The organism is Streptomyces sp. NBC_01520, from assembly GCF_045040375.1.
In the GTDB taxonomy this organism is placed as follows: Bacteria; Actinomycetota; Actinomycetes; order Streptomycetales; family Streptomycetaceae; genus Streptomyces.
On the sequence record NZ_CP109404.1, the window covers coordinates 1183484 to 1206486 of the forward strand.

14 protein-coding genes are annotated in these 23003 nt (G+C 73.8%); 3 read left to right on the forward strand and 11 right to left on the reverse strand.

From position 1 onward, the window contains the following. Position 1: 1 nt before the first annotated feature. Complete coding sequence (locus tag OG524_RS05460; protein ID WP_405392072.1) at positions 2-445, reverse strand: roadblock/LC7 domain-containing protein; 444 nt, start codon at positions 443-445, stop codon at positions 2-4. Further along, positions 442-3267: a nitrate- and nitrite sensing domain-containing protein gene (locus tag OG524_RS05465; RefSeq protein WP_405392071.1), complete on the reverse strand. Its 2826-nt coding sequence runs from the start codon at positions 3265-3267 to the stop codon at positions 442-444. The genes OG524_RS05460 and OG524_RS05465 overlap by 4 nt, the downstream gene beginning before the upstream one ends. A gap of 501 nt (positions 3268-3768) precedes the next feature. On the opposite strand from OG524_RS05465, the gene OG524_RS05470 reads away from it, so the two are divergent. Further along, a complete protein-coding gene (locus OG524_RS05470; protein ID WP_405393313.1) occupies positions 3769-4200 on the forward strand; it encodes a hypothetical protein in 432 nt (143 codons plus the stop codon). A 153-nt stretch (positions 4201-4353) separates the two neighbouring features. Here the strand turns inward: OG524_RS05470 and OG524_RS05475 are convergent, their stop codons facing one another. The 9 genes from OG524_RS05475 to OG524_RS05515 form a co-directional block, all read right to left on the reverse strand. Next, a complete protein-coding gene (locus OG524_RS05475; protein ID WP_405809308.1) occupies positions 4354-9063 on the reverse strand; it encodes a hypothetical protein in 4710 nt (1569 codons plus the stop codon). A gap of 63 nt (positions 9064-9126) precedes the next feature. Next, on the reverse strand, positions 9127-10029 hold the full coding sequence (locus OG524_RS05480; RefSeq protein WP_405809310.1) for a hypothetical protein: 903 nt from the start codon (positions 10027-10029) through the stop codon (positions 9127-9129). A 133-nt stretch (positions 10030-10162) separates the two neighbouring features. Further along, entirely contained in the window at positions 10163-11689 is a 1527-nt protein-coding gene (locus OG524_RS05485; RefSeq protein ID WP_405392068.1) for a hypothetical protein, read from the reverse strand. 57 nt (positions 11690-11746) lie between these two features. Beyond that, on the reverse strand, positions 11747-15358 hold the full coding sequence (locus OG524_RS05490) for a hydantoinase B/oxoprolinase family protein (protein ID WP_405809312.1): 3612 nt from the start codon (positions 15356-15358) through the stop codon (positions 11747-11749). Continuing rightward, positions 15355-16224 carry an SGNH/GDSL hydrolase family protein gene (locus OG524_RS05495; protein WP_405812429.1) on the reverse strand — a complete coding sequence of 290 codons (870 nt, stop codon included), beginning with the start codon at positions 16222-16224 and terminating at the stop codon, positions 15355-15357. The genes OG524_RS05490 and OG524_RS05495 overlap by 4 nt, the downstream gene beginning before the upstream one ends. Positions 16225-16295: 71 nt before the next feature. Continuing rightward, positions 16296-17486: a glycosyltransferase gene (locus OG524_RS05500; RefSeq protein WP_405392066.1), complete on the reverse strand. Its 1191-nt coding sequence runs from the start codon at positions 17484-17486 to the stop codon at positions 16296-16298. Further along, positions 17483-18646 (reverse strand): glycosyltransferase family 4 protein, encoded by a 1164-nt coding sequence (locus tag OG524_RS05505; protein WP_405392065.1) that lies wholly within the window; start codon positions 18644-18646, stop codon positions 17483-17485. The genes OG524_RS05500 and OG524_RS05505 overlap by 4 nt, the downstream gene beginning before the upstream one ends. Positions 18647-18802: 156 nt before the next feature. Continuing rightward, a complete protein-coding gene (locus OG524_RS05510; RefSeq protein WP_405392064.1) occupies positions 18803-20221 on the reverse strand; it encodes a HEAT repeat domain-containing protein in 1419 nt (472 codons plus the stop codon). A 237-nt stretch (positions 20222-20458) separates the two neighbouring features. Beyond that, positions 20459-20851, reverse strand: coding sequence for an ankyrin repeat domain-containing protein (locus OG524_RS05515; protein ID WP_405392063.1), 393 nt, complete (start codon positions 20849-20851; stop codon positions 20459-20461). A gap of 318 nt (positions 20852-21169) precedes the next feature. Here OG524_RS05515 and OG524_RS05520 point away from each other — a divergent pair, with 318 nt between their 5' ends. Both OG524_RS05520 and OG524_RS05525 read left to right on the forward strand, forming a co-directional pair. Beyond that, positions 21170-21364: a hypothetical protein gene (locus OG524_RS05520; RefSeq protein ID WP_014044751.1), complete on the forward strand. Its 195-nt coding sequence runs from the start codon at positions 21170-21172 to the stop codon at positions 21362-21364. A 37-nt stretch (positions 21365-21401) separates the two neighbouring features. Next, positions 21402-22994 carry a hypothetical protein gene (locus OG524_RS05525; protein ID WP_405392062.1) on the forward strand — a complete coding sequence of 531 codons (1593 nt, stop codon included), beginning with the start codon at positions 21402-21404 and terminating at the stop codon, positions 22992-22994. Positions 22995-23003 lie beyond the last annotated feature (9 nt).

Below are 23003 nucleotides of genomic sequence, written 5' to 3' on the forward strand. Positions count from 1 at the left end.
CTCACCCTCCGGCGGGCATACCGGTCGTCCGGGGGGCGTTGGCCAGGTGGGCGCCCACCCGCTTGACCATGAGGGTCATCTCGTACGCCACCTGCCCGACGTCCGAGTCGGAGTCGGCCAGGACGGCGAGACAGCTGCCGTCGCCGGCCGCCGTGACGAAGAGGAAGGCCTCGTCGAGCTCGACGACGGTCTGGCGGACCTTGCCCGCGTCGAAGTGACGGCCCACGCCCTTGGCGAGGCTGTGGAAGCCGGAGGCCACGGCCGCCAGGTGTTCGCTGTCCTCGCGGGTCAGGTCCTTGGACGTGCCGGTGGCGAGGCCGTCGCTGGAGAGCACCAGCGCCTTGGTGATGCTCGCGACGCGCTCGACCAGTTCGTCGAGGAGCCAATTGAGTTCGCCGGAGCCCTGGCGTGAGGCGTTGCGTGCTGCGGCGTTCGGTGCGGTCATCGACCGTCCCCTCCCGGAGTGGTTCCTGGTGCTGTCTCGCCGGGGCCGGTCACGTCCTCGGCGTTCTGCCGACGGCCGCGCTGCCAGCCGCGTTGAAGCGAAGCCATGCGATTGCGTACTTCGTCCGCGTCACGTTCGAGGTCGTCATCGGTGTCCGCGGGGACGTGGCCGGGAGTCCGCCCTGCGGAGTCCTCCCGGAGCTGTGGGGCGAGGCTGGCCTGCCGGACCCTGCGCGGCAGGCCGCCCACGGTGTCCGGTGTGGACGGCCGGGAGGTGGACCTGCGCTGCGAGGGGAAGGGCGTCGGGGTCTCGGCCGCCGAGGACACGGGGAAGTCGTCCCCGCGCGGGCCGGCCGGGAAGGGGCCGGAGTCCCCGGAGGGTTCCGGGGCCGGTCCCTCGGAGGGCGCGGAGTGGGAGCCGCCCTCCTCGCCGACCCTGCGGCCCCGGTCGGTGACGAGCGTCGGCGGCTTGCGCCGGGGCAGCGGGACCGGTCCCGCCGGGCGCATCGGGCGGACGTCCGCCGTGCGTCCTTCGGACGGGTCGGCGGCCTGCTGGTGCTGTTCGTGGTCGATGCCCCGGCGCAGCGCACGGGCCCGGAAGATGCCGCCCCGCTCGCTCTCGGTGTCCTCCAGGTCGGACACGCCGTCGAGGACGGGGCCGAGCGCCGGATCGAGGTCCCGGTCGAGCGCCGGGTCGTCGGTGAGTTCCAGCGGCCCCACCGGGCCTTCGAGTTCGACCGGACCGTTCAGGACGGACGGGTCGGTGAGTCCGGTGGGCACCGGGGAGAGCCCCGAGGGTCTGCCGGGTATGTCGGCGATGCCGTCCCTGCGGGCCTTGTCGCTGCCGGGCACGCTGCTGCCCGGCCGGCCGCTGCCGATCGCCTTCTCGGCCCGGCGGTCGAGGCGGAAGCCGGTGCCGTGCGTGTCGGGCGCGTCGGTGAGCAGCTGTGCCGGGATGAAGACGACCGCGGTCGTTCCTCCGTACGGCGAGGTCTGCAGCGACACCCGCACGTTCTGCCGCTGGGCGAGCCGGCTGACCACGAAGAGGCCGAGCCGGTCGGTGTCGGAGAGCTCGAAGTCGGGCGTCTCGGCGAGCCGCAGGTTGGCGTCCAGGAGGATCTCCGGTGCCATGCCGAGCCCGCGGTCGTGGATTTCGAGCGTGAAGCCGTTGGCCACGCGCTCGCCGTGCACCTGGACAGCCGTGTGCGGGGGCGAGAACACCGTGGCGTTCTCCAGCAGTTCGGCGATCAGGTGGGTGAGGTCGGCCACGGCGGGGCCGCCCACACCGATCCGGGTCAGCCGGCGGACCTCGATGCGTTCGTAGTCCTCCACCTCGGCGACCGCCGCCCGCACCACGTCCATCAGCTGGATGGGCTTGCGCCACTGCCTGGACGGGGCGGCCCCGGAGAGGATCACGAGACCTTCCGCGTGGCGGCGCATGCGGGTGGTGAGGTGGTCGAGCCGGAAGAGGTCGGCGAGTTCGTCGCTGTTCTCGGTGCGGCGCTCCATGGTGTCCAGGAGCGTGAGCTGACGGTGCAGGAGCACCTGGTTGCGGCGGGCGAGGTTGACGAAGACCTCGGAGACGCCGCGGCGCATGTCCGCCTGCTTGACCGCGGCCTCGACGGCGGCCCGCTGGAGGGTGTTGAGCGCCTGGCCGACCTGGCCTATCTCGTCCCTCTCGTACTGGAGGTGCGGGGCCTCGGTCTCGACGTCGACCTGTTCTCCGGCGGCCAGTCGCCGCATCACGCTGGGCAGCCGCACCCCGGACACCTCATGGGCGTCCTTGCGCAGCCGGGAGAGGTCCCGGACGAGATCGCGCCCCACCCGGACGGACACGAAGACCGACAGGAGCAGCGCGACGAACCCGAGGACGCCGGCGACTCCGGCCCGGATCAGGACCCGGTAGCCGGCGGGCTCGGCGCGGTCCTGGAAGCGGTTGGACATCTCGGTGCTGTCGTTGGCGAGATGTTCCAGGACCGGCGGCGCCACTTCCTGCCAGCGTGCCGCGTCGACGGTGCCCGGCTTCCTGAACGGCCCGGCGGCGATGAGCTGTTGTTCGGCCGTGCGCAGCGCCTCGGTGTCGGGGCTGTTCCAGTACTGCTCCATCCGCCTGAGCTCGGAAGCCGGAAGGAGCTCCAGGTTGACCTCGTAGAGGACCTTGCGGCGGGTGGCGAGGTCGGAGACGACCCGGAGTTCGGGGGCGCCGAGCCGGCCCGCGATGAGTCCGGAGGCGATGAGCGCGTCCTCGCGGGAGAGCATTTCGCGGGCCCGGGAAATACCGACCAGTGCCCGCACCTGTTTGTCCATCGACACGTTCTCCATCGTGTGGAGACCGTTCAGGAAGCGGTAGCAGGGGTCGACGAGTCCGTTGTAGAAGTCGAGCGCCCTGGTCCGGTCGATGGCGCGCTTCTCGACGGAGTCGCGCAGGGCGTCCAGCCCGTCGACCTCGCCGAGGATGGAGTCGAGCTGCGCCTGCGAGTCCTGGCCCAGCGCGTCGCGGACGTCCTTGCGCTGCGCGCTGAGTCTGACGTCGGCCACGACCCTGTCGGTGGCCGCGCGCCGGCGGCGCAGGATGGGCAGGGCGTCCGAGGCCCGGGGGTCGGCGAGGAAGACGAGTGTCTGACGCCGTTCGGCCTGTACGGCGCGGACGGTGTCCTCGAGCGGGTGGCCGACCGTGTCCATGATGGCACTCGCGTCCAGCAACTGACCGGCTTCACGGCCGGTGACGTAGGTGGCGAACACCCACAGCCCCGTGAGAGAGACGAGCGGCACCAGGAGCAACGCCACGATCTTCCTGCGGATGGACTTCCCGCGAAAGCGCATGGCCTCCCCCAGCTCGACCCCGCACCGCAGGGGTGGTTGTTTCGATGTTGTTCCGGTGTCGGCCCGCCGGAGGTCCGTCAGTGTTCCGTCAACAAACGGCGCGAGCCTACTACTGACTTACGGACAACTCGAAGGCGCGTCCGGACGATTTTCGGCCGCTCTTCCCAGAGTTGATCACCAGTTGTCCCGGTATTCCCTGAGAGGAAATTCACGAAAGCGACAGAGCGGCCCCGGCACCATGTCGTATACCCGCACGAGGCAGTTGGCTGGAATTCCCCGTTCCGTGACCTTCCGGGGCTTGTTGAGGACGTTCGGCGGGAATCTTCGGGCGTCGGCATTCGTCCTGATGTACGGGGAAGAAAACATGACGGGGGTGTGCGCGGCAGGGCGAAAGGCTCCGCCCGCGTAGAACGGGCGCAAGCCGGGCAGCCACCCACGCGTCGGACAGTGGTGGGGAGTTGAAGGTCCTTGGAAACGGATGAGCGTCGGGGCACGGCGTCGGTGGCGGCAGCCTCGACGACGGCGCCGACGGGCGGAGTGAAGATTCCTCGGCAGCTGTGGGTGGAGGAGCCCGCGGTCCGCCGAAGGATGCCGGATCCGGTGCGGACGGCCGCCGTGCGTGCCGTCATCATCATGTCGCTGACGGTCATTCAGGCCATGGTGGCTTTTCTGTGCACCCTGACGGGTTCGTGGCTGGCCTTCCCGATGGTGCTCAGCGGCGTTGCCGGCACGGTGGTCGCCACGTGGTCCGTGCTGGACGTGTGGGTGACCCGGCAGGTGTGGAACCAGCGCAACGGCGTGGTCTCGGTACCGAGCAGCACGGCGCGCCGGATGCGGCGCGAGCGGCGCTCGGCGCGCCGTGCTGCCAGGGCGCAGGCCCGCAGGGACTCCCGGATACGGCGCCGGGGTGCGGGCGGGCTCTCCCGAGCCTGATCACCTGCGCCCCGGCGTGCTCCTGGGGGTTGGACTCCGGCCGGGTGCCCGACGGCGGCCACGGGTCTTCGGCGGCCGTCGGGCTGGAGGCCGGCGGTCGGGGGCCCGGCCCGCCCGGGCTGTCCGGGCCTCCGGCGGCCCGGTCACCGGCCATCAGCGGAGGGTCGTCTCCCCGCGCATCTCCGGGACGGGCAGTCCGCCCGCAGCATCGGGAGCCGGACCGCTCCGTTTGAACATGCGGGTCGCCGTGATCTCTCCGTGGACGGTCTCGCCCTCAGGGTCCTGCTGCGGCAGCCCCGGCCTCAGGTGCTCCTCCACACTGATGTACTTGAGTCCGGCCCGCAGGTCCGCATCGTTGCGGAGGCGGATGACCAGCGGGAATTCGGCGAGCGCCGTCGTGTCGAACAGCCCGGTCGTGTAGAGCAGCTGGACTCCCAGCGCGTCTGAGACGGCGCGCTGGAGTTCCAGCAGGTACGTGGCGTTGGCACGGCCGATGGGATTGTCGAGGAAGAGCGTGCCGGCGTGGCGGTGCCGGTCCCGGCCGCGGTCGTTGCTGCGCAGGGCCGCCATCGTGCAGTACAGCGCGATCGCGGCGGTGAGCAGCTGACCGCCGGAGAAGACGTCACCCATCTGCCCGACCGGGACGCGCTCCGCGCGGAGCACCGCGTCCGGCTTGAGGATCTCCACGGCGATGCCCTTGGGCTCCAGCGCCGCCTGCACACCGCGCAGCAGCAGGGACATCCCGTCCCTGCGCAGGTCGGAGTTCTTCTTGAGGGCCGCGTGCGTGGCCTGGTCGACGACCTCGCCGAGCCGTTCGGTGAGGGTGGCCTGGTCGGGCTCCTCGAAGCGGATCCGGAGGAATTCCTGGCCTGACCACTCACCGAGCCCTTCGGGGAGCTGGGAGAGCCGCTGTGCGGAGCGAAGGGTGGTGAGTGCCGACTCCACGAGACCCCGGAGCCGGTCGACGATGGAGTCGCGGTTGCGCTCCAGCTGGGCGAGCTCGTCGGTGAGCACCCGGAGCCGGGGGGCGAACGCCGTGGCCCACTTCTCGGCGTGGTCGGGCAGGGCCGCCGCCGGGAGTTCGCGGATCTGCTGCCGGGCCGGGGTGCGGACCTGTTCGTAGCGGTTGGAGTTGGCGTGCCGTACGAGCACGTCGCTCGCTTCCCGTACGGAGCCCTCGGCCGCCGACAGGTCGGTGGCGCAGCCGCGCAGTGAGCGCCGGGCCTCGGCGGCGGACCGGCGGGCCTCGTCGAGGGTGCCGGGGTAGAGGCCGGGGGCCTCGGTCTCGTCGTCCGTCCCCTGGTCCCTGAGCAGGTCGCGCAGGAGCGCGGCGGTCTCCTCGAAGCCGCTCACCGACTCCTCGGCGGACCGGTGGGCGTGCAGCAGGTCGGCGTGCGCGGACCGGGCGGTGTCCAGGGACCCGGTGGCGGAGGCCAGTTCGGCCGTCGCCGTACGGAGCAGGGTCTGGGCCTGCTCCGCGTCGGCCGGGGCCAGGTCCGCGGGCAGCTCGGTGTGGTGGGGCTCGTCATCGGTGGGCGCGAGCCGTTCCGTCTCACCGCGCAGCCGGCCGAGCTGCTCACTGGCCGTGGACGCGCGGGTTTCCAGGAGCTGGACGAGGGATTCGGCGCGTGCCGCCGCTGCCTGCCGGGAGGGCCCGTCGGAGCCGTCGGTGCCTTCGAGGAGCTGGGCGGCGCGCGTACGGACCTTGTTGGTGAGGCGGTCGAGCTCCGCCAGGGCGGCGCTCTCGTCGCTCTCGGCCCGGGCCTGCTCGGCGCGCAGGTCGGCGCCGACGCCCACCTTCTCGTACAGCTGGGAAGCGGCCCGGTAGGCCTCACGCAGGGCGGGGAGGGAGGTGCGGGCGCTGTCGGCGGACGGTTCCGGGAGCTTTTCCGGGGCGCCGGCGATCTCGGCGCGTTCGGCGCGCAGGGCACGGGCCGTGCGGTGGGCGTCGTCGGCGGCCCGCTGGGCGGCCCGGCGGTCCTCGTCCGCGGCGCGGGCGCGCTCCAGGCAGACCTTGGCCCGTGCCTCGGACTCGGCCGCCTCGTCGGTCAGTTCACGCAGCCGGGCCAGCCAGGCCGCCCGGTCCCTGAGCCGGTGGGCGAGACCGGCGAGGGCGTCCGCCGCGCGGCGGGCGCGCTGGGCGGCTTCCTGGCGCTCGTCCCGGACGCGCGCGGCGTCGGCGGCGGCCTCGTCGGCGTCGGCGCGGACGGTGCGGGCCTCGGCGAGTGCGGCCTCGGCCGTCTCGGCGGCGGCCCGGGAGGTACGGGCCGCTTCGCCGAGCTCGGTGAGCATGCCGGGCGGGCAGTCGGTGCGCCAGGAGCCGATGCGGGCGGCGAGGGAGCGGTCGCCGGTGAGCCGGGCGGCGAGCGTCCTGATGTCCTCGTCGCGCGCGGCGGCACGGGCCCTGAGCGCCTGCCGTTCCTCGTCGGCGGCGTGTTCGTCGTGCATCGCCGGGTTCGGCGGGACGAGGAAGACCTCGCCCGCGCCGCCCGCGCCGGGTGCCGGGACGGGGGCGAGGAGGGCCGCGGTGGTGCCGACGGCCACGGCGGAGCGGGGCAGCAGGGCGGCGCTGCCCAGTACCTCCCGGGCGCGGGTGTGGGCGTCCGGGTCGGTGATGACGACACCGTCGACGAGCTCGGGGCGTGCGACGAGGACGGCGGCGTGGTCGGCGGGGTCGACGGCCTGGGCGAGATAGCGCCAGCCGGGCAGCGCCGGGATGCCGTGCTCACCGAGGTACTCGACGGTGGCGAGGACGTCGGGGCCGGGCGGCAGCAGTCCCCCGTCGCCGAGCGCCCCGAGGATGCGCGCGTCGTCGGCAGCGGCGGTACGCAGGTCGAAGAGCCTGCGTTCGGCGGAGGCGATGCCCTGGTCGAGGAGCTCGCGCAGTTCGTCGGCGCTGCTGTCGAACTCCTCGGCGGTGAGGGACCGGGTGTCGCCGGGGGCGGCCTCGTGTGCGCTGTCGTCCGTCACGGCGGCTGCGCGGCGGGGGCGGGGGCGGGGGACGCCTGCACCGGACGTGGCCGGGAGCCCCAGCAGGTCGGCGAGGCGGTGGTCGGCGGCGATCGACTCGGCAGCCCTGCGCTCGGCCTCGTAGGACTGCTCGGCGGCCTGTGCGCCGTCGGCGGCGCGGGCCGCGGCGAGCTCGGTGCGGCTCTCCGCAGCCGCTGCTTCGCGGGCGTGGTCGGCCGTGGCGCGGGCGGCCTCCCGCGCGGTGTCCCAGGCGGCGACCGCCGCCTTCTCGGCGTCGTTGGCGGCGAGGGCGGCACGGGCCGGGTCGGCGTCCGGCGCGGTGTTGTCGAGCCAGCCCGCCCGTACGGCTTCGGCGGTCTCCTGCTCGACCTCGGCCAGGCGCTGGCGCAGGTGGCCGGCTTCGCTGCGGGCGCGCTGGGCCTCGGTGGCGGCGATGGTGGCGTCACGGTGCGCGGTCTCACCGGTGGACTGGAGCGTCGCGGAGCGCTCCTCCTCCTCGTCGGCCACCCGCTCGCCCGCCTCGGCGGCGGTGTGCAGGGCGCGTACGAGATCGGCGGCGGCCGTGGCGCGGGCGGCGAGGGCGGGGGCGGCGTCGCGCTCGGCCTCCCGGATCGCCACGGCGACCCGGGCGGAGCGGTCGGCGGCGGCGCGGTGGCGCAGGACCGCTTCGGCCGCCTGCCAGGCGGCGTACAGGGTCCGGGCGTCGCCCAGTTCGCGGCGCTGGGCCGCCGCGCCCTTCTCCGCCGCGGTCAGCGCCAGCGATGCGTGCCGGTAGGCCAGCTCCGCCGCGATCAGGGCGCGCCGGCCGCGCGCGGCCTCGGCCTCCGTGACGGTGTGGGCGGTCACCGTGACCTGCTGGGCGAGCTCGGCGGTGCGGCCGCGTTCCTCGGCGGCGCGGGCCGAGAGCCGGCGGGCGAGGGTGCGGGTGCGGCGCTCGGCACCGGCGTGGACGTCGCGGCTGCGGGACCGGGTGGCGGTGGCCTCGACGATCCGGCCCAGCAGGTCGACGGATCCGGCGGTGAATTCGCGTTCGGCGGTGAGTTCGGCGCGGCGGCCCAGCTTGTTGCCGAATCCGCTGACGAGGTCGGCCAGGCCGTCGGTGTCCCGGGTGTCCGTGACGGCCCGCAGCAGCAGGTCGGTGAAGTCGGAGTCCTTCTTGACCGCGAAGAGGCCGGCCGCCTCGCCCTCGTCGGCGTTCATCTCGCGCTGGTAGCGGAAGAGTTCGGGGTCGAGTCCGAGGTCACCGAGGTGTTCGTTCCACCGGTCGTGGATCTCTTCCCAGTGCACGTCGAGGTGCTGGTAGAACTTGCCCGCGTCCATGAGGGCGTCGCGGAAGCCCTTCATGGTGCGGCGCCTGCCCCGGGCTCCCGAGACGCCTTCCGCGGGGCGGCCCACCGAGGTGGCCTCGGCGACCGGAAGGCTGTCGAGGCCGAGCCCGGGACCGGGACGGAAGGAGTACCAGGCCTCGGCGAACTTGCGGGGGTCGCTGGAGACCTGGCGACCGCGCCATTCGCTGACCTTGCCGACGACCACGCATTCGCCGGTGAGCGTGTGCTGCCACTCCAGGGCGACGTGCCCGCAGTCGTCGGCGAGGAGGAATTTGCGCAGCACACCGGAGCTGGCGCCGCCCAGTGTGTTGCGGTGCCCCGGCAGCATCACCGAGAAGATCAGCTTGAGCAGGACGGACTTGCCGCCGCCGTTCTCCAGGAAGAGCACGCCCGCGGGCGCCGGGCGGCGTGGCGGGCCGACCGGCTCGTCCTCGAAGAACTCCGCCTGGGCAGGTGCGGGATGGGGTACGGGTGCCCCGACCCCGCGCAGGTCGAGCACGGTGTCGGCGTAGCGCGCACCGGCGGGCCCGATGGAGTAGAGGCGGACCCGGGACAACTCGTACATGGCGGCGGACTCTCGTCGTTCAGGCAGCGGGTGGGGCAGCGATGCGGGCGTGGGCCCGGCGGGTCAGGAGTGGAAGGGCAGGCCCGCGTCGGCGGCCAGCTCCAGGCTGTCGGGGTCGGGCGGGGGCAGCAGGGTGGCCGAGCCGTCCGTGACCGGGACGACGCCGAGCTCCAGCAGCTCGGCCATGGCCGCGCTGCCCGCCATGTCGCGCACCTGGAGCTGGTAGCGGGCGGTGGTGCGGTAGGTGCCGCCCGCCTCGTCCCCGGTGCGCTGGAGGAAGCCCGATTCGGTGAGGAAGGCGACGGCCTTGCCGATGATGCCGGTGGTGGATCCGGCGAGCCGGCGGGCGTCCTTGGTCGCTCCGGTGGCACTGCGCCGGGCGTAGATCCGCCAGCCGGACTCCAGTCCCGGGGCGTCGGTGGCGGGGTCGGTGTTGTCGCCCTGTTCCTCGGCGCGCTCCTCCAGGCGGTGGCAGGCGTGGCGTACGAAGGCGTCGACCCCGTTGACGGTGATGCGGCCGATGTAGGCGTCGTCGGCGAGGTCTTCGGGGCGGGGGAAGGCCATGGCGGCCACGGCGAGGTGGGCGAGGCCGTGCAGGAAGCGGTCGGCCGCGTCGGACGAGGCGCGCCGGGCGTAGTCGCCCATGCGCACGGCGAAGACCGAGTCCTCGCCCGCGGTCACGGCCATGCCGGCGCGGGTGGAGACCTCCAGGACGATGAGTCCGAGCCCGGTGGCGACTGCGTCGGCGAGCCGGGCGAAGGCGGGCTCCTCCCGGTATCGGCGGAGCAGTTCCGCGTATTCGGCGTCGCGTGCGGGCAGCAGCTTGGGCTGCAGCCCGAAGGAGACCAGCCGGGCCGCGTCGGCCGGGGTGACGGCGGCGGGAGCGGCCGGCGGCGCGGTGTCGGCCACGTGGACGGGGTACGGATCGCCCCACGCGTCGGTTTGCTCGGCGTGCTGCTCGCTCAACTCGGTGGCTCCTCGGTGCGGGTGCCGCGCTCTCGGTGCGGCTGGGGGTGTCCGGTCGACGGGCCCGGGGACGTGTGCGGGGCCGGTGCCCGGGACGTCGACGACGGTTCTTCGCGTGCCGGCCCGCAGGGGTTCACGACGCGTCCTTCCGGTCCGCCGCCATGCCCGCCGCGTCCAGCAGGGCCGTGCCCACTATCAGGTCGGCCCCGCCGAATTCGGGGTCCTCCAGGGTGGTTCCGTCGTCGACCGCGAACAGCAGCCTGCGCTCGCCCTGCCGGTAGGCGGTGCCGACCGGCGGGCTCGCCGCGTGGACCGCGAGCAGTGCGACCAGGTAGGGCAGCTCGGTGTCGCGGAGCCGGGCCTCGGCGAGGAGTCCGGAGAGCCGGCGGGGCGCGTCGTGCTCCAGGTCGAGCAGCTCCATGGCGCTCGCGAGCTGCTCCTCGCTGAATCTGCTGTCGTCCGGGGTGGCGATGAGGTCGGGTTCGGGCATCTCGGCGCCGAGGTGTTCTCGCTCCACCGGCGGCGTCAGCAGCATCTCGACGAGGTCGCCGACCCGGACCGAGGTGGGGGTGCGCAGCCCGGTGCCGTGCGCGAAGAAGGCGTCGGTGACCCGGGTGGCCTGCTCGACGGGGAGCGGCAGCACGGGCACCACGAGCTGTCCGTACAGGTCGAGTCCCACCCGTGCGGCAGGGGCTGCGAACGCCTGCCGGTCCTGTTCGGCGCGGAAGAGGGGTCCGGCCTCCAGCAGCCTGGACTGCAGCTGGGTGTGGCGGCGGATGCAGTCCTTCACGATGTCGACGAGCTCGGCGGCGCGCCGCTTGTGCTCCGGGTCCTCCGCCTCGTCCCTGGCCTTGCGGATGTTGGTGAGGATGGCGTTCTCGTGGCGGTAGCGGTCGGCGACGTGGTCCAGCGCCTCGGTGATCATGTCGGGTACGGCGTTGAGCCAGTCGACGGCGCGGACGTTGCGCCGGGTGGCCTCCAGCGTCCTGCGGAGCGTCTCCGCGTACTGCACGGTCCGGTAGCGGGCCTGCTCGGCGGCGAGCTGGGCGTCGGCGAGGCGGCCCCGGCTGATGAGGACCTCCAGCTTCACCTCGGCGGCGATCTGCGCGCTGGTGACGTCCGTGTCCAGCGCGCCGACGAGGACGTTGACCGCTTCGTCGGTGGCGCGGAGGTAGACGGTGCCGCCGTGGCCGGGGACCTCTTCGACGAGCTTGAAGTCGTAGTCCCTGCGGACGTACACGCCGTCGGGGCCGAAGGTGCCGTAGACGGCGCGGAAGCCGCGGTCCACGCTGCCGACGTTGATCAGGTTCTCCAGCACCCAGCGGGCGACGCGCTCGTGCTCGGTGACGGGGCGACGGGGGGCCTGGGCGCCGACCCGCGGGAGGAGTCTGGCCACTATCTGGTCGTGGTCGGCGCCGGTGTCGAAGTCCATGTTGAGCGTGACCAGGTCGATCGCGGCGAGGGCGACCTCGGCCATCGCGTAGACCGTGTACTCGCCGGCCAGGTTCGCCTTGCGGACGTCGAGGTCGTGCAGCGGGGCGGTGCAGGCGAGCGCGCGCAGCCGACGCGAGAGCCCCTCGTCGGCGGCGGGGCCCGGGGCGAGCCGCGGCCCCGCGCTGAGCTGGGGCGCAGCGGTGTCGGTGTCGGCAGGGGAAGTCACGCTGAACAGATTAGGTCCTCACACCGACAACGGTCGAAACGGCGCAGAAGCGACCGTCTACGGCGCCCCGTAGCCTCCCCCGCCCGGGGTGCGCAGCACCAGCACGTCCCCGGTGTCCAGGTCGGCGGTGTCGCAGCCGTTCAGCGGGGTGACGGTCCCGTCGGCCCGCTCGACGTGCTGGCCGCCCAGCGCGCCGGGTCCGCCGCCCGCCATGCCGTACGGGGGCACGCGGCGGTGTCCGGAGAGCAGGGCGACGGTGACGGGTTCGAGGAAGCGGATCCTGCGCTCGGTCCCTCGCCCGCCGTGCCACCGGCCGGTGCCGCCGCTGTCCGCGCGTACGCGGAAGCTCTCCAGCAGCACCGGGTAGCGCCATTCCAGGATCTCGGGGTCGGTGAGCCGGGAGTTGGTCATATGGGTCTGTACGGCGTCCGTGCCGTCGAACCCGTCACCGGCGCCGGATCCGCTCGCGACCGTCTCGTAGTACTGGACGCGGTCGTTGCCGAAGGTGAGGTTGTTCATCGTGCCCGACCCCTCGGCCTGTACGCCGAGCGCCGCGTAGAGGGCGCCGGTGACGGCCTGGGAGGTCTCCACGTTGCCGGCGACGGTGGCCGCCGGGTGGACGGGTGCCAGCATGGATCCTTCCGGGACGCGGATGTCCAGGGGCTTCAGGCAGCCGCTGTTGAGCGGGATGTCCTCGGCGACGAGTGTCCTGAAGACGTACAGGACGGCTGCCATGACCACGGACTTCGGGGCGTTGAAGTTGCCGGGCTGCTGCGGTGAGGTTCCGGTGAAGTCGAGGACGGCGCTCCGCGTGGTGCGGTCCACGGTCACCGTCACCTCGATGACCGCGCCGTTGTCGGTCTCGTAGCGGCAGGTGCCGTCGTCGAGCCCGGCCACGATCCGGCGTACGGACTCCTCCGCGTTGTCCTGGACGTGGCCCATGTACGCCTCGACGACGTCCTGCCCGAACTGGCCGGTCATGCGCCGCAGTTCCGCGATGCCCTTCTCGTTCGCGGCGATCTGGGCGCGCAGGTCGGCCAGGTTGGTGTCGGGGTCGCGCGAGGGGTACGCGGCGGTGGTGAGCAGTTCCCGGGTCTCGGCCTCGCGGAGTTCCCCGTCGCGCACCAGCGGCCAGTTGTCGAACAGCACGCCCTCCTCGTGGATGGTGCGGCTGAAGGCGGGCATGGACCCGGGGGTGATCCCGCCGATCTCGGCGTGGTGGCCGCGGGACGCCACCAGGAAGCGCAGCCGGGGCTCCTGCCCGTCCTCCGGTTCGTCGAACACGGGTGTCACGACGGTGACGTCGGGCAGGTGGGTGCCGCCGTGGTACGGGTCGTTGACGGCGTAGACGTCTCCGGGGCGCAGCGAGTCCGCGTTGCGCCGCAGCACCTCCTTGATGGACTCCCCCATCGACCCGAGGTGCACGGGGATGTGCGGGGCGTTGGCCACGAGGTTGCCGTCCGCGTCGAACAGTGCGCAGGAGAAGTCCAGCCGCTCCTTGATGTTGACGGAGTGGGCGGTGCTCTCCAGCCGTACGCCCATCTGTTCGGCGATCGACATGAAGAGGTTGTTGAACACCTCCAGCATGACGGGGTCGACCCGGGTGCCGACGGCGGTCCTCCCGGGCCGCGGGCTCACCCGGTGCAGTACGAGGTGTCCGGCGGGCCCCGCGGTGGCCTGCCAGCCGGGGTCGACGACGGTGGTGGCGTCGTCCTCGGCGACGACGGCCGGACCGGTCACGGTGTCCGCCGGGCTCAGTTCCCCGCGCCGGTACAGCCCGGTGTCCTGCCAGCGGCCCCCGGTGAACGTCCGGACGGTTCCGAGGGGTTCGGGCGGTGTGCCGTCGCCGGACGCCTCGCCGGCCGGGTGGGGCGCGTGCGGTCCTGCCCGCCCGGTCGCCTCCACGGTGACCGCCTCGACCACGAGGGGCTTGTCCATGGTGAATCCGTAGCGGGCCCGGTGGGCGGCCGTGAACGCTTCGGTCATGGCGGCGACCGTGCCGAGGCCGACGGGCAGGCTCGCGTCCGTGCCCGCGTAGCGCAGGAGGACGCGGGCCCGGGTGCCGATGGCCGGGTCGGGGATCCGGTCGGCGCGGAGTTCGGCCCGGGTGCGCGCCGCGAGGCCGTCACAGAGCTCGCCCACCCGGGTCCTGGTCTCCTCGTGCAGTTCGGCCTCGACGGACTGCTCACGCATCGCGGTGGCGTCGGCGAGACCGATGCCGTACGCGGAGAGGACGCCGGCGAGCGGTGGTACGAGGACGGTGTCGATGCCCAGGGCGTCGGCGACGGCGCAGGCGTGCTGGCCGCCCGCCCCGCCGAAGCTCGTGAGCGCGTAGCGGGTGATGTCGTGGCCGCGCTGGACGGAGATCTTCTTGACGGCGTTCGCCATGTTGAGCACGGCGATCTCCAGGAAGCCCGCGGCGGTCTCCGCGGCGGTGCGGGGCTGTCCGGTGGCGGTGGCCACCTCGTGGGCCAGTGCCTCGAAGCGTGCGCGGACGGTGTCCTCGTCGAGCGGCAGGTCGCCGTCCGGCCCGAAGACGGCCGGGAAGTGGGTGGGGCGGATCCGGCCCAGCATCACGTTGGCGTCGGTGACGGTGAGCGGGCCGCCCCGGCGGTAGCAGGCGGGGCCGGGGTCGGCGCCGGCCGAGTCGGGGCCCACCCGGTAGCGCCGGCCGTCGAAGTGCAGGACCGATCCGCCTCCGGCGGCGACGGTGTGGATGCTCATCATGGGCGCGCGCATCCGTACGCCGGCCACCTGGGTGCCGAGCTCCCTCTCGAACTCGCCCGCGTAGTGGGACACGTCGGTGGAGGTGCCGCCCATGTCGAAGCCGATGACCCGGTGGTGGCCCGCCTGTTCGGACGTGCGCACCATGCCGACGACGCCCCCGGCGGGTCCGGAGAGCACCGCGTCCTTGCCGCGGAAGTGTGCGGCCTCCCGGAGTCCTCCGTTGGACTGCATGAACATCAGGCGGATGCCGCTCAGTTCGGCGGCCACCTCCTCGACGTACCGGCGCAGGATGGGTGAGAGGTAGGCGTCGACGACGGTGGTGTCGCCGCGCGGAACGAGCTTGATCAGCGGGCTGACCTCGTGCGAGCAGCTGACCTGGGTGAAGCCCGCTTCCCGGGCCGCGTCGGCGACGGTCCTCTCGTGGCCGGGGTGGCGGTAGCCGTGCATGAGGACGACCGCGGCGCTGCGGATCCCCTCCGCCCCGGCCTCGCCGAGCCGTCGTGCGACGGCGGTGCGGTCGAGGGGTTTCACGGTCCTGCCCTGCGCGTCGATCCGTTCCGGAACCTCGATCACCCGGTCGTAGACGGCCTCGGGGAGCAGGATGCGGCGGTCGAAGAGGCGCGGACGGTTCTGGTACGCGATCCGCAGGGCGTCCCGGAAGCCTTCGGTGATGACGAGGACGGTCGGCTCGCCGCGTCGTTCCAGGAGGGCGTTGGTGGCGACGGTGGTGCCCATCTTGACACCCGCGACCCGGTCGGCGGGGACCGGGTCGTGGGGGCCTAGGCCGAGCAGCATCCGGATGCCGGCGACGGCGGCGTCGCGGTAGCGGTCCGGGTCGTGCGAGAGGAGTTTGCGGGTGACCAGGTGCCCGCCGGGGTCGCGTCCCACCACGTCCGTGAAGGTGCCGCCGCGGTCGATCCAGAACTCCCAGCGTCCGGTCATCCCTCCATTCTGGCGTGGGGGACGAACCCGCGCAGAAAGGGCGTGTGCGTGAGGTCGGCCAGTGCCTCGACGAGCCCCTGCTCGGCCCGTGCATCCAGCCGGCCGGTGGTTCCGCGTGCCCGGTGGGAGACCTCCTCCGCCGCGAGGCCCAGGAGCTGGGGCAGCAGGTCGGTGCTGCGGCGGGCCAGCCAGCCGGTGCCCTGGGTGGCCAGCCACAGGACGGTGGTGGCGCGGGTCGGCGGTGGCTGCTGCGGATCGTGGCCGGGCGGCGAGCCCGGGGCCAGTCCCCGCTCGGCGAGGAGCCGGTGGAAGCCGGCGGCCAGTCTCCGGTGCCCCCGCTCCGCCGGATGGAGGCGGTCCACGCTCCAGAGCGAGCGGTCCTCGACCCAGGACCGGTCCGAGGCGTGCAGGTGGACGGCGTCGTAGCGGTGGGACAGGGCGTGGACCACGGCGTTCACCGCCCGCTGCCGCCGGGCGAGGGGCCGGCGCAGCGGACCCGGGAGGCCCAGTGCAGTGCCGGGGTCCGGGAGGCATGCGGTCAGAAGCACGGATCCGCCCCCGGCCAGGAGTGCGCAGACCTCGTCGAGCCGCGCGGCGAGGCTCCGTATGTCGAAGGACCGGCGCAGGGTGTCGTTGACGCCGACGACGACGGAGGCGATGTCGGGCCGGAACGCCGCCGCCTCGGCCGCCTGGTGCTCGCGGACGTCCCCGGACAGCGCTCCGGCGACGGCGAAGTTGCGGAAGTCCACCTGTTGTTCCCCTGCGCCGAGGCCCGGGGCGAGCAGGGCTGCCCAGCCCCGCCAGCCGCCGGGGACCGGATCTCCGATGCCCTCGGTCAGCGAGTCCCCGAGCGCGGCGAACCGCACATGAGTACGAGCCGGTGGGCGGGTTCCCGGCGCCGTGGGGCCGGCCGTCGCGCGGGCCCCCGCCGCGCCGCTCACGACCGCCCCGCCCGGGGCCGCGCCGCCGGGGCGCCACGCCGTCCGGGGGCGTCGTGGGCCGCCAGGAAGGCGGCCACCGAGCGGTCCCAGCCGAAGAGTTCGGCCCGGGCCCGCGCCGCCGCCCGGCGTTCCGGCTCCGGTCGCGCCAGCAGCTCCCGTGCCGCGGCGGCGAACGCCTCACCCGTGTCCGCGGCGGCCAGTCCGGCGCCGCCGATCACCTCCGGCAGCGCGGAGCTCCCGCTCGCCACGACCGGGGTGCCGCAGGCGAGGGCCTCCAGCGCCGACAGCCCGAAGGTCTCCGCGGGGCCCGGTGCCAGGCAGAGGTCGGCCGTGGCCTGGAGGGCCGCCATGTGCGCACGGTCGCGCACATGGCCCAGGAACGCGACGGGCAGCCGTTCCGCCCTCGCCCTGGCCTCCAGCCCCGCCCTCAGCGGTCCGTCGCCCGCCACGACCAGCGCCGCACGCACCCCTTGCCGCCGCAGCGCCGCCAGTGCGTCCAGCGCGCGCCCGGGCCGCTTCTCCACGGAGAGCCGTGAGCCGAGCAGCAGCAGCACGTCCTGGCCGCGCAGGTGCCGGGCGCGCAGCTCCGTACTCCGGCACCGCGGCCGGCACTGCCGCAGATCCACGCCGAGCGGGGCGCGCACCACGTTGCGCACGCCGATGCGTACGAATTCGCGCTCCGCCCATTCCGTGGTGCACACGATCCGGGCGTAGGCATGGGCACTGCGGGCGTTGAGCCGGTCGGCGGCCCGTCCGGCCGCCGCCGGGGGCACTCCCCAGGTACGCAGGACGCCGTCGGCCGTCTCGTGGGACACCATGACGGCGGGCACCCGGGCGCGGCGCGCCCACTCCCCCGTCCATCGCAGTGTGGTCCGGTCGGACACCTCGAGCCGGTCGGGGCGCAGCGACTCCAGGAGGCGGCGCAGTCGCCGCCGGTCGGTCAGGACGCGGTAGCCGCCGCTGCCCGGCAGCACCGGACCGGGCAGCGTGAGCACGCGGCCCTGCGGGGTGCGGACGTCGCTCGCGGCGGCCCCGGGGACGACGAGCACGGGCTCGTGCCCGGCCGCCGCGTAGCCGCGGCCGAGCTCGTCCAGTGCGGTGCGCAGGCCGCCGGAGGCCGGGGTGACGAAGTTCGCCAGCCGCACGATCCTGAGGCCGTCCGCCCGGCCGTTCACGGGCGCGTTCACGCGGCCACCGCCGTCCGGCCGCCCAGGACCTCGTCGTAGTGGCCGAGGAGCTGGTCCCCGACGGCTTCCCAGGTGCGCCCCTCGACCATCGCGCGGGCGGTCCTGCCGTAGCCCTCGGCCCTGGCCGGGTCGGCGACGAGCGCGCCGACGGCGTCCCGTACGGCCGCCGCGTCGTGCGGCGGTACCAGCACCCCCGTGCGCCCGTGGTCGACGAGGTCGAGCGGACCGCCCGCCGCGGGGGCGACCACCGGGATGCCGGAGGCCATGGCCTCCTGCACGGTCTGGCAGAAGGTCTCGTACGGGCCGGTGTGCACGAACACGTCCAGGGAGGCGAAGAACCGGGCGAGTTCGTCCCCCGTCCGCCGTCCGAGGAAGACGGCGCCCGGCAGGGCGGTGCGCAGCGTGGCCTCGCTGGGCCCGTCGCCGACGACCACGACCTTCACGCCGGGCAACGCGCAGGCACCGGCGAGGAGTTCGACGTGCTTCTCCGGCGCCAGCCGTCCCACGTATCCGACGAGCCTCTCCCCGCCGGGCGCGAGCTCACGGCGCAGGGCCTCGTCGCGCAGCCCGGGACGGAACCGCACGGTGTCGACACCCCGCGGCCACAGGCGTACCCGGGGCACGCCGTGTTCGGTGAGGTCGCGCAGGGCGGCGGAGGAGGGGGCGAGGGTGCGGTCCGCGGCGCTGTGCACGGCGCGCATGCGGCGCCAGGCGGCGCTCTCGCCGGCGCCCAGATAGGTGCGGGCGTAGCCGGCCAGGTCGGTCTGGTAGACGGCCACGGCCGGGAGTCCGAGCCGGGTGGCCACGGCCATGCCCCGCACCCCGAGGACGAACGGACCCGCGAGGTGGACGAGTTCGGCGCGGTGCCCGGTGAGCGCGGCGGCGAGCCGTCGGCTGGGCAGGGCTACGCGGACCTGCGGATAGCCGGGCAGGGGGAGGGAGGGGACGCGCACCACGGGGCAGGGTGCTCCGGCGTACGCGGGATCGTTGGAGGCGTACGCGGGATCGTTGGAGGCGGAGGCCGTCGCCCCGGCCGCGGCCGGGGCGATGACGAGGGGCTCGTGGCCGCGGGCGACGAGGTGTCGTGCGGTCTGCAGGGTGCAGTGGGCCACACCGTTGACGTCGGGCGGGAAGGACTCGGTGACGATGACGACACGCATAACCGTGTTGTCGCCCCGCCGGGAGTGACTCTGCCGACTTGGATCTTTCGGCCCGGGGAACGTCCCGTGAGCGTTTGAGCCGCGCGCCCCCGGCGCGCGGCTTCCCGGGTTCCGGGCCTCACCCGCGCGCTGGTCACCGTCGGCGGACGAACCGGGTCAGACGGCGGGCGCGTCGGGCCCGATCCTGCTGCGTACCGCCGTCTGCACCTCGACCTCCTCCGCCGGGTCGGCGGCGAGCCGTCGCAGGCGTTCGGCGACCCGGATGTCCCCGGTCTCCGCGTGGCGGGCCGCCAGCTCGCGGGTGGTCTCCTCGCAGTCCCACAGGCATTCGACGGCGAAGCCGGTGGCGAAGGACGGATCGGTGGCCGCCAGGGCGCGGGCGGCCCGTCCGCGCAGGTGCGAGGAGGACGTCTCCCGGTAGACGTGGCGCAGGACGGGGGCGGCGCAGGCGATGCCGAGGCGGCCGGTGCCGTCGACGAGGGTCCACAGCCGCTGGGCGTCGGGGCCGTCGCCACGGACGGCCTCGCGCAGGGCGGCGAGGACGAGCGGGGCGTCCTGTGCGGCACCGCGGCAGGCGAGCACGCCCGCCGCCGACGCTCCGAGGGCGTCGGGCCGGTGGGCCCAGCCCCGGGCCCGGTCCACGGCCTCGTCCCCGCACATGCGCTCGAAGGCGGCCACTGCCACTTCGGCGACGGTGGGGGACGGTCCCGCGGCGGCCCGTTCGATCAGGTCGAGTACGGCCGGGTCCCGGGCCTCGGCGAGATAGTGCAGGGCCGCGCAGCGCGCGCCCTCGGGGCCGCTGCGGGCGGCGTCGACGATCGCGGGCCGGTCCTCGGCCCCCGCGACGGCGGCGAGGCAGCGGGCGGCGGGTACGTGGAGGGCGCTGCCGCGCTCCAGTCCCTGCTGGGCCCAGTCGAACACGGCCTGGACGCTCCAGCCGGGGCGGGGGCCGCCGGGCCGCATCTGACGCTGCCATCGGTCGAAGGAGCCCTGTTCCCGCGCCGCCCTGACCCGGGCGCCGACGGTCTCGCGCGGGTCGTCGGCCCACAGCCGCCAGGGGCGCGGTTCGAAGGCGTCGCGCACGGCGGCCGCCAGCTCGGCGGTGCCCGCCGGGTCGTCGGGGAACCGGCCGAGCACCTGCTCGGCGAGGGAGCGCAGCCCGGCGTCGTCGTCGCGCAGGGCGAGCTCGTCGAGCGCCCAGGCCCAGTTGGACCCGGTGGCGGCGTACCGCCGCAGGAGCGCGAGGGCGTCGTCGCGTCCGTACGAGGCGAGGTGGCCGAGGACCGCGAGGGCCAGGCCCGTGCGTGAGTCCTCGGTGTCGAGGTGGTCCTCGGGGTCCCAGAGGTGACGCTCGATCTCTTCCGTACCGCCGTCGAGGTCGAGGTACAGGCGTGCGTAGTAGAGGGAGCGGTTCTCGACCTGCCAGTCGTGACGCGGATCGCTCAGGACGCAGTGGTTGAGGGCCGCGAGGGCCTCGGGGCGCGGCGCGGCGAGTGCGTGGAGCGTGCCGTCGCCGCGGCCCCTCTGCAACAGGCCGAGCAGTGTGCCGCTCGGCGCTATGAACGGATCGAACATGGGGAAAGCCTCACATCAAGCTGTCGACGCAACCGGGACTGTGCTGTTCCGAGTGCCGGTAGGCACTAGGTCGCGCAGCAACATGATCGGCCGACCGCCGTCTTCTGCCTGGTGCTCATCTTCCTCTGCCTCTCGTCGGTGGTCCTGAGCGGACCCGCGACGTCATGATGACCCAGCCATTTCGCCGACGCGACCACATTTACGGCGCACCGGTCAGCCGGCGGCCAGGAGGGTGTGTCAGCGCACACCGAAGAGTTCCAGCAGGTCGTCCTTGCCGAACATGCGCGCGGTGTCCACCGCGGACGGTGTTCCGCCGGCCGGATCGGCGCCCGCGGCGAGCAGTGCGTCGATCACCTCGCGCTCGCCCTTGAAGACGGCTCCGGCGAGCGGGGTCTGCCCCCGGTCGTTGGCCCGGTCCGGGTCGGCGCCGCGGCCGGCGAGGGCGGTGACTGCGGAGGCGTGCCCGTGGTACGCGGCGAGCATCAGCAGCGAGTCGCCCCGGTCGTTGGTGAGGTTCGCGGGGACACCCGCGTCGACGTAGGCGGCGAGCGTGCCGGTCTCGCCGCGGCGGGCCAGGTCGAAGACCTTGGTCGCCAGCTCGACCACCTCGGGATCGGGGAGTTCGCTCATCGGACGGGCCGCCTTCCATAGCCGTTGTCGCCGTTGCCGACCTGGTGGGGAGTACGGCGCGGGGCCGTACGAGTGAATCGACAGAGTACTGCTCCGGAGAGCCGACCTGAGCCTGCCCGGAAGCGGCGAAAGATCACAGCCGGAGGCCGGTGGTTCGGTGCCGATTCCCGGCCCCCTCGGCCCGGCCGACCCCTTTTTGCCCGCCGATCGAGTGAAAATCAAGGCTTTTCACTCAATTGCACCTTTTATCGTATAGACACATCTTGTGATCCTGGAAGTACTCATGGTGACTGTCCCCTTCAACCAGGAGAACCGCTCATGATCCTCTCCATCTCGGGCGTGGTACTGCTCGGCATCATCGTCTTCCTGTTCTTCAAGAAGGACGGGCTCAAGGCGTCCCACGCCCTCATCTGCGCCCTGTTCGGCTTCTATCTGGCCGGCACCGCCATCGCGCCGAGCATCACGGCCGGCGGGGCCAGCCTCGCCAGCATGCTGGGCGGGATCAAGTTCTGACGCTCCACAACCGCTCCCACCCCTTCAGGAGACCGACGTGGCCCGGCGACCACTTCCCCGCATTCTGAGCAGCGGCGGCGCATCGATCACTCGCAGTCGCGAGATCGCGCGCACGGCCGCCGACAGCGCCACCGACGTCCTCCATCCGCTGATCACGGTCACCCGTGGTCTGCGGCTGCTGGCAGGAACAGGACGGCAGAAGTGGGCCGCGACGCCCAAGGACCGGCGCGGGCACGTGCTGTTCCTCGTCGCGGCCTGCGTACTGGTGGTGGCGCTCATCCCGTACGGGCCCCTGCTGGCCCTGATCGCGGTGATGGGCGCCGCCGCATGGAGGGGGCGGGAGCGGACACCCGTGAAGACCGGCCCCGACGAGGCGGAGACCGCCCGGCTCCGGGCGGTCTACGAGGCGCTGGTGCCGCACTTCTCCACGGACGGTGATCCCGGTCCGCTGTTCTCCCACGGCGGCGACTGGGAGGAGGCCTTCGGCACGTCGTACGCCTTCGACGCCAACGGCCGTCTCACCAGGCTCCAGGTGCGCTACCCGGCGTACTTCACGGACGGCGAGGCCTCCTGCCGGGCCCGGATCGAACAGGTGCTGCACGCCAAGTCGGGCCGGGGCCGCGAGTACCACTTCGCCTGGGACGAGGAGAACAACCACCTCCTCATGACCGTCCTCGACGCGCTCCCCACCACGATCGCCGCCCAGCGCTTCGTCACGGCCCCCGGGGAGACCGTGCTGGGCTTCACCGACGCCGACGCGGTACGGCGCACCGTCCCCGTGCGGGACGGCGACGCGACGCGTGACGCCTCCCCGGTGATCTGGCGCACCGGTTCCCGGTCGACGGAGCCGCACCTGCTGGCCGTCGGGCATCCCGGCAGCGGCACCACGACCCTGATGCGTTCCCTCGCCCTCCAGGCGCTCCAGTGCGGCGACATCCTCGTCGTCGAGGGCGCCGGCACCGGGGAGTACGGCTTCCTGACCGGACGCGACGGCGTGCTCGCCGTGGAGTGCGGCCTGGCCGGGGCCCTCGCGACGCTCGAATGGGCCGCGCACGAGACCGAGCGGAGGCTCATCGCCGCCAACCGGGCCCGCCAGGCCGGCCACCCCGAACCGGAGGACATCAGGCGCCCCCTCTGGATCCTGCTGGACCGCCCGAGCGCGCTCGGGCACCTGGCGGCGGCCGACGGCAGGCCCGACCCCCAGGAGCTGCTCCAGGTGCCGCTGCGGCACGGCCGGGCCGCCGGCGTCACGGTCGTCGTCGCGGACCAGTTCGACAGCATGGACGCCCTCACCGAGACCGTACGGACGCACACCAGGGCCCGCGCCGTCCTCGGCCCGGCCACCGGCGACGAGGTCGAATCCGTCCTGGGCACCGCGCCGCACACCACGCCGACACCGGACGTGCCCCCGGGCCGGGGTTACGCCCGGCTCGGCAGCGGACCCGTGCTGCGCCTCCAGGTGCCGGCCACCCCGGACCCGTACGACGACGCCACGAGCGAGGCGCACCGGCAGGCGGTCCTCGACCTGCTGCCGGGCACACCGGCCACGGCCGCTCCGGTGGAGGCCGAGCTCGCCGAGCCGGTGCGCAGGGATCCCCTGGTCACCGCGCCGGCCGTCGCCGAGGGATGAGGGCGGGGA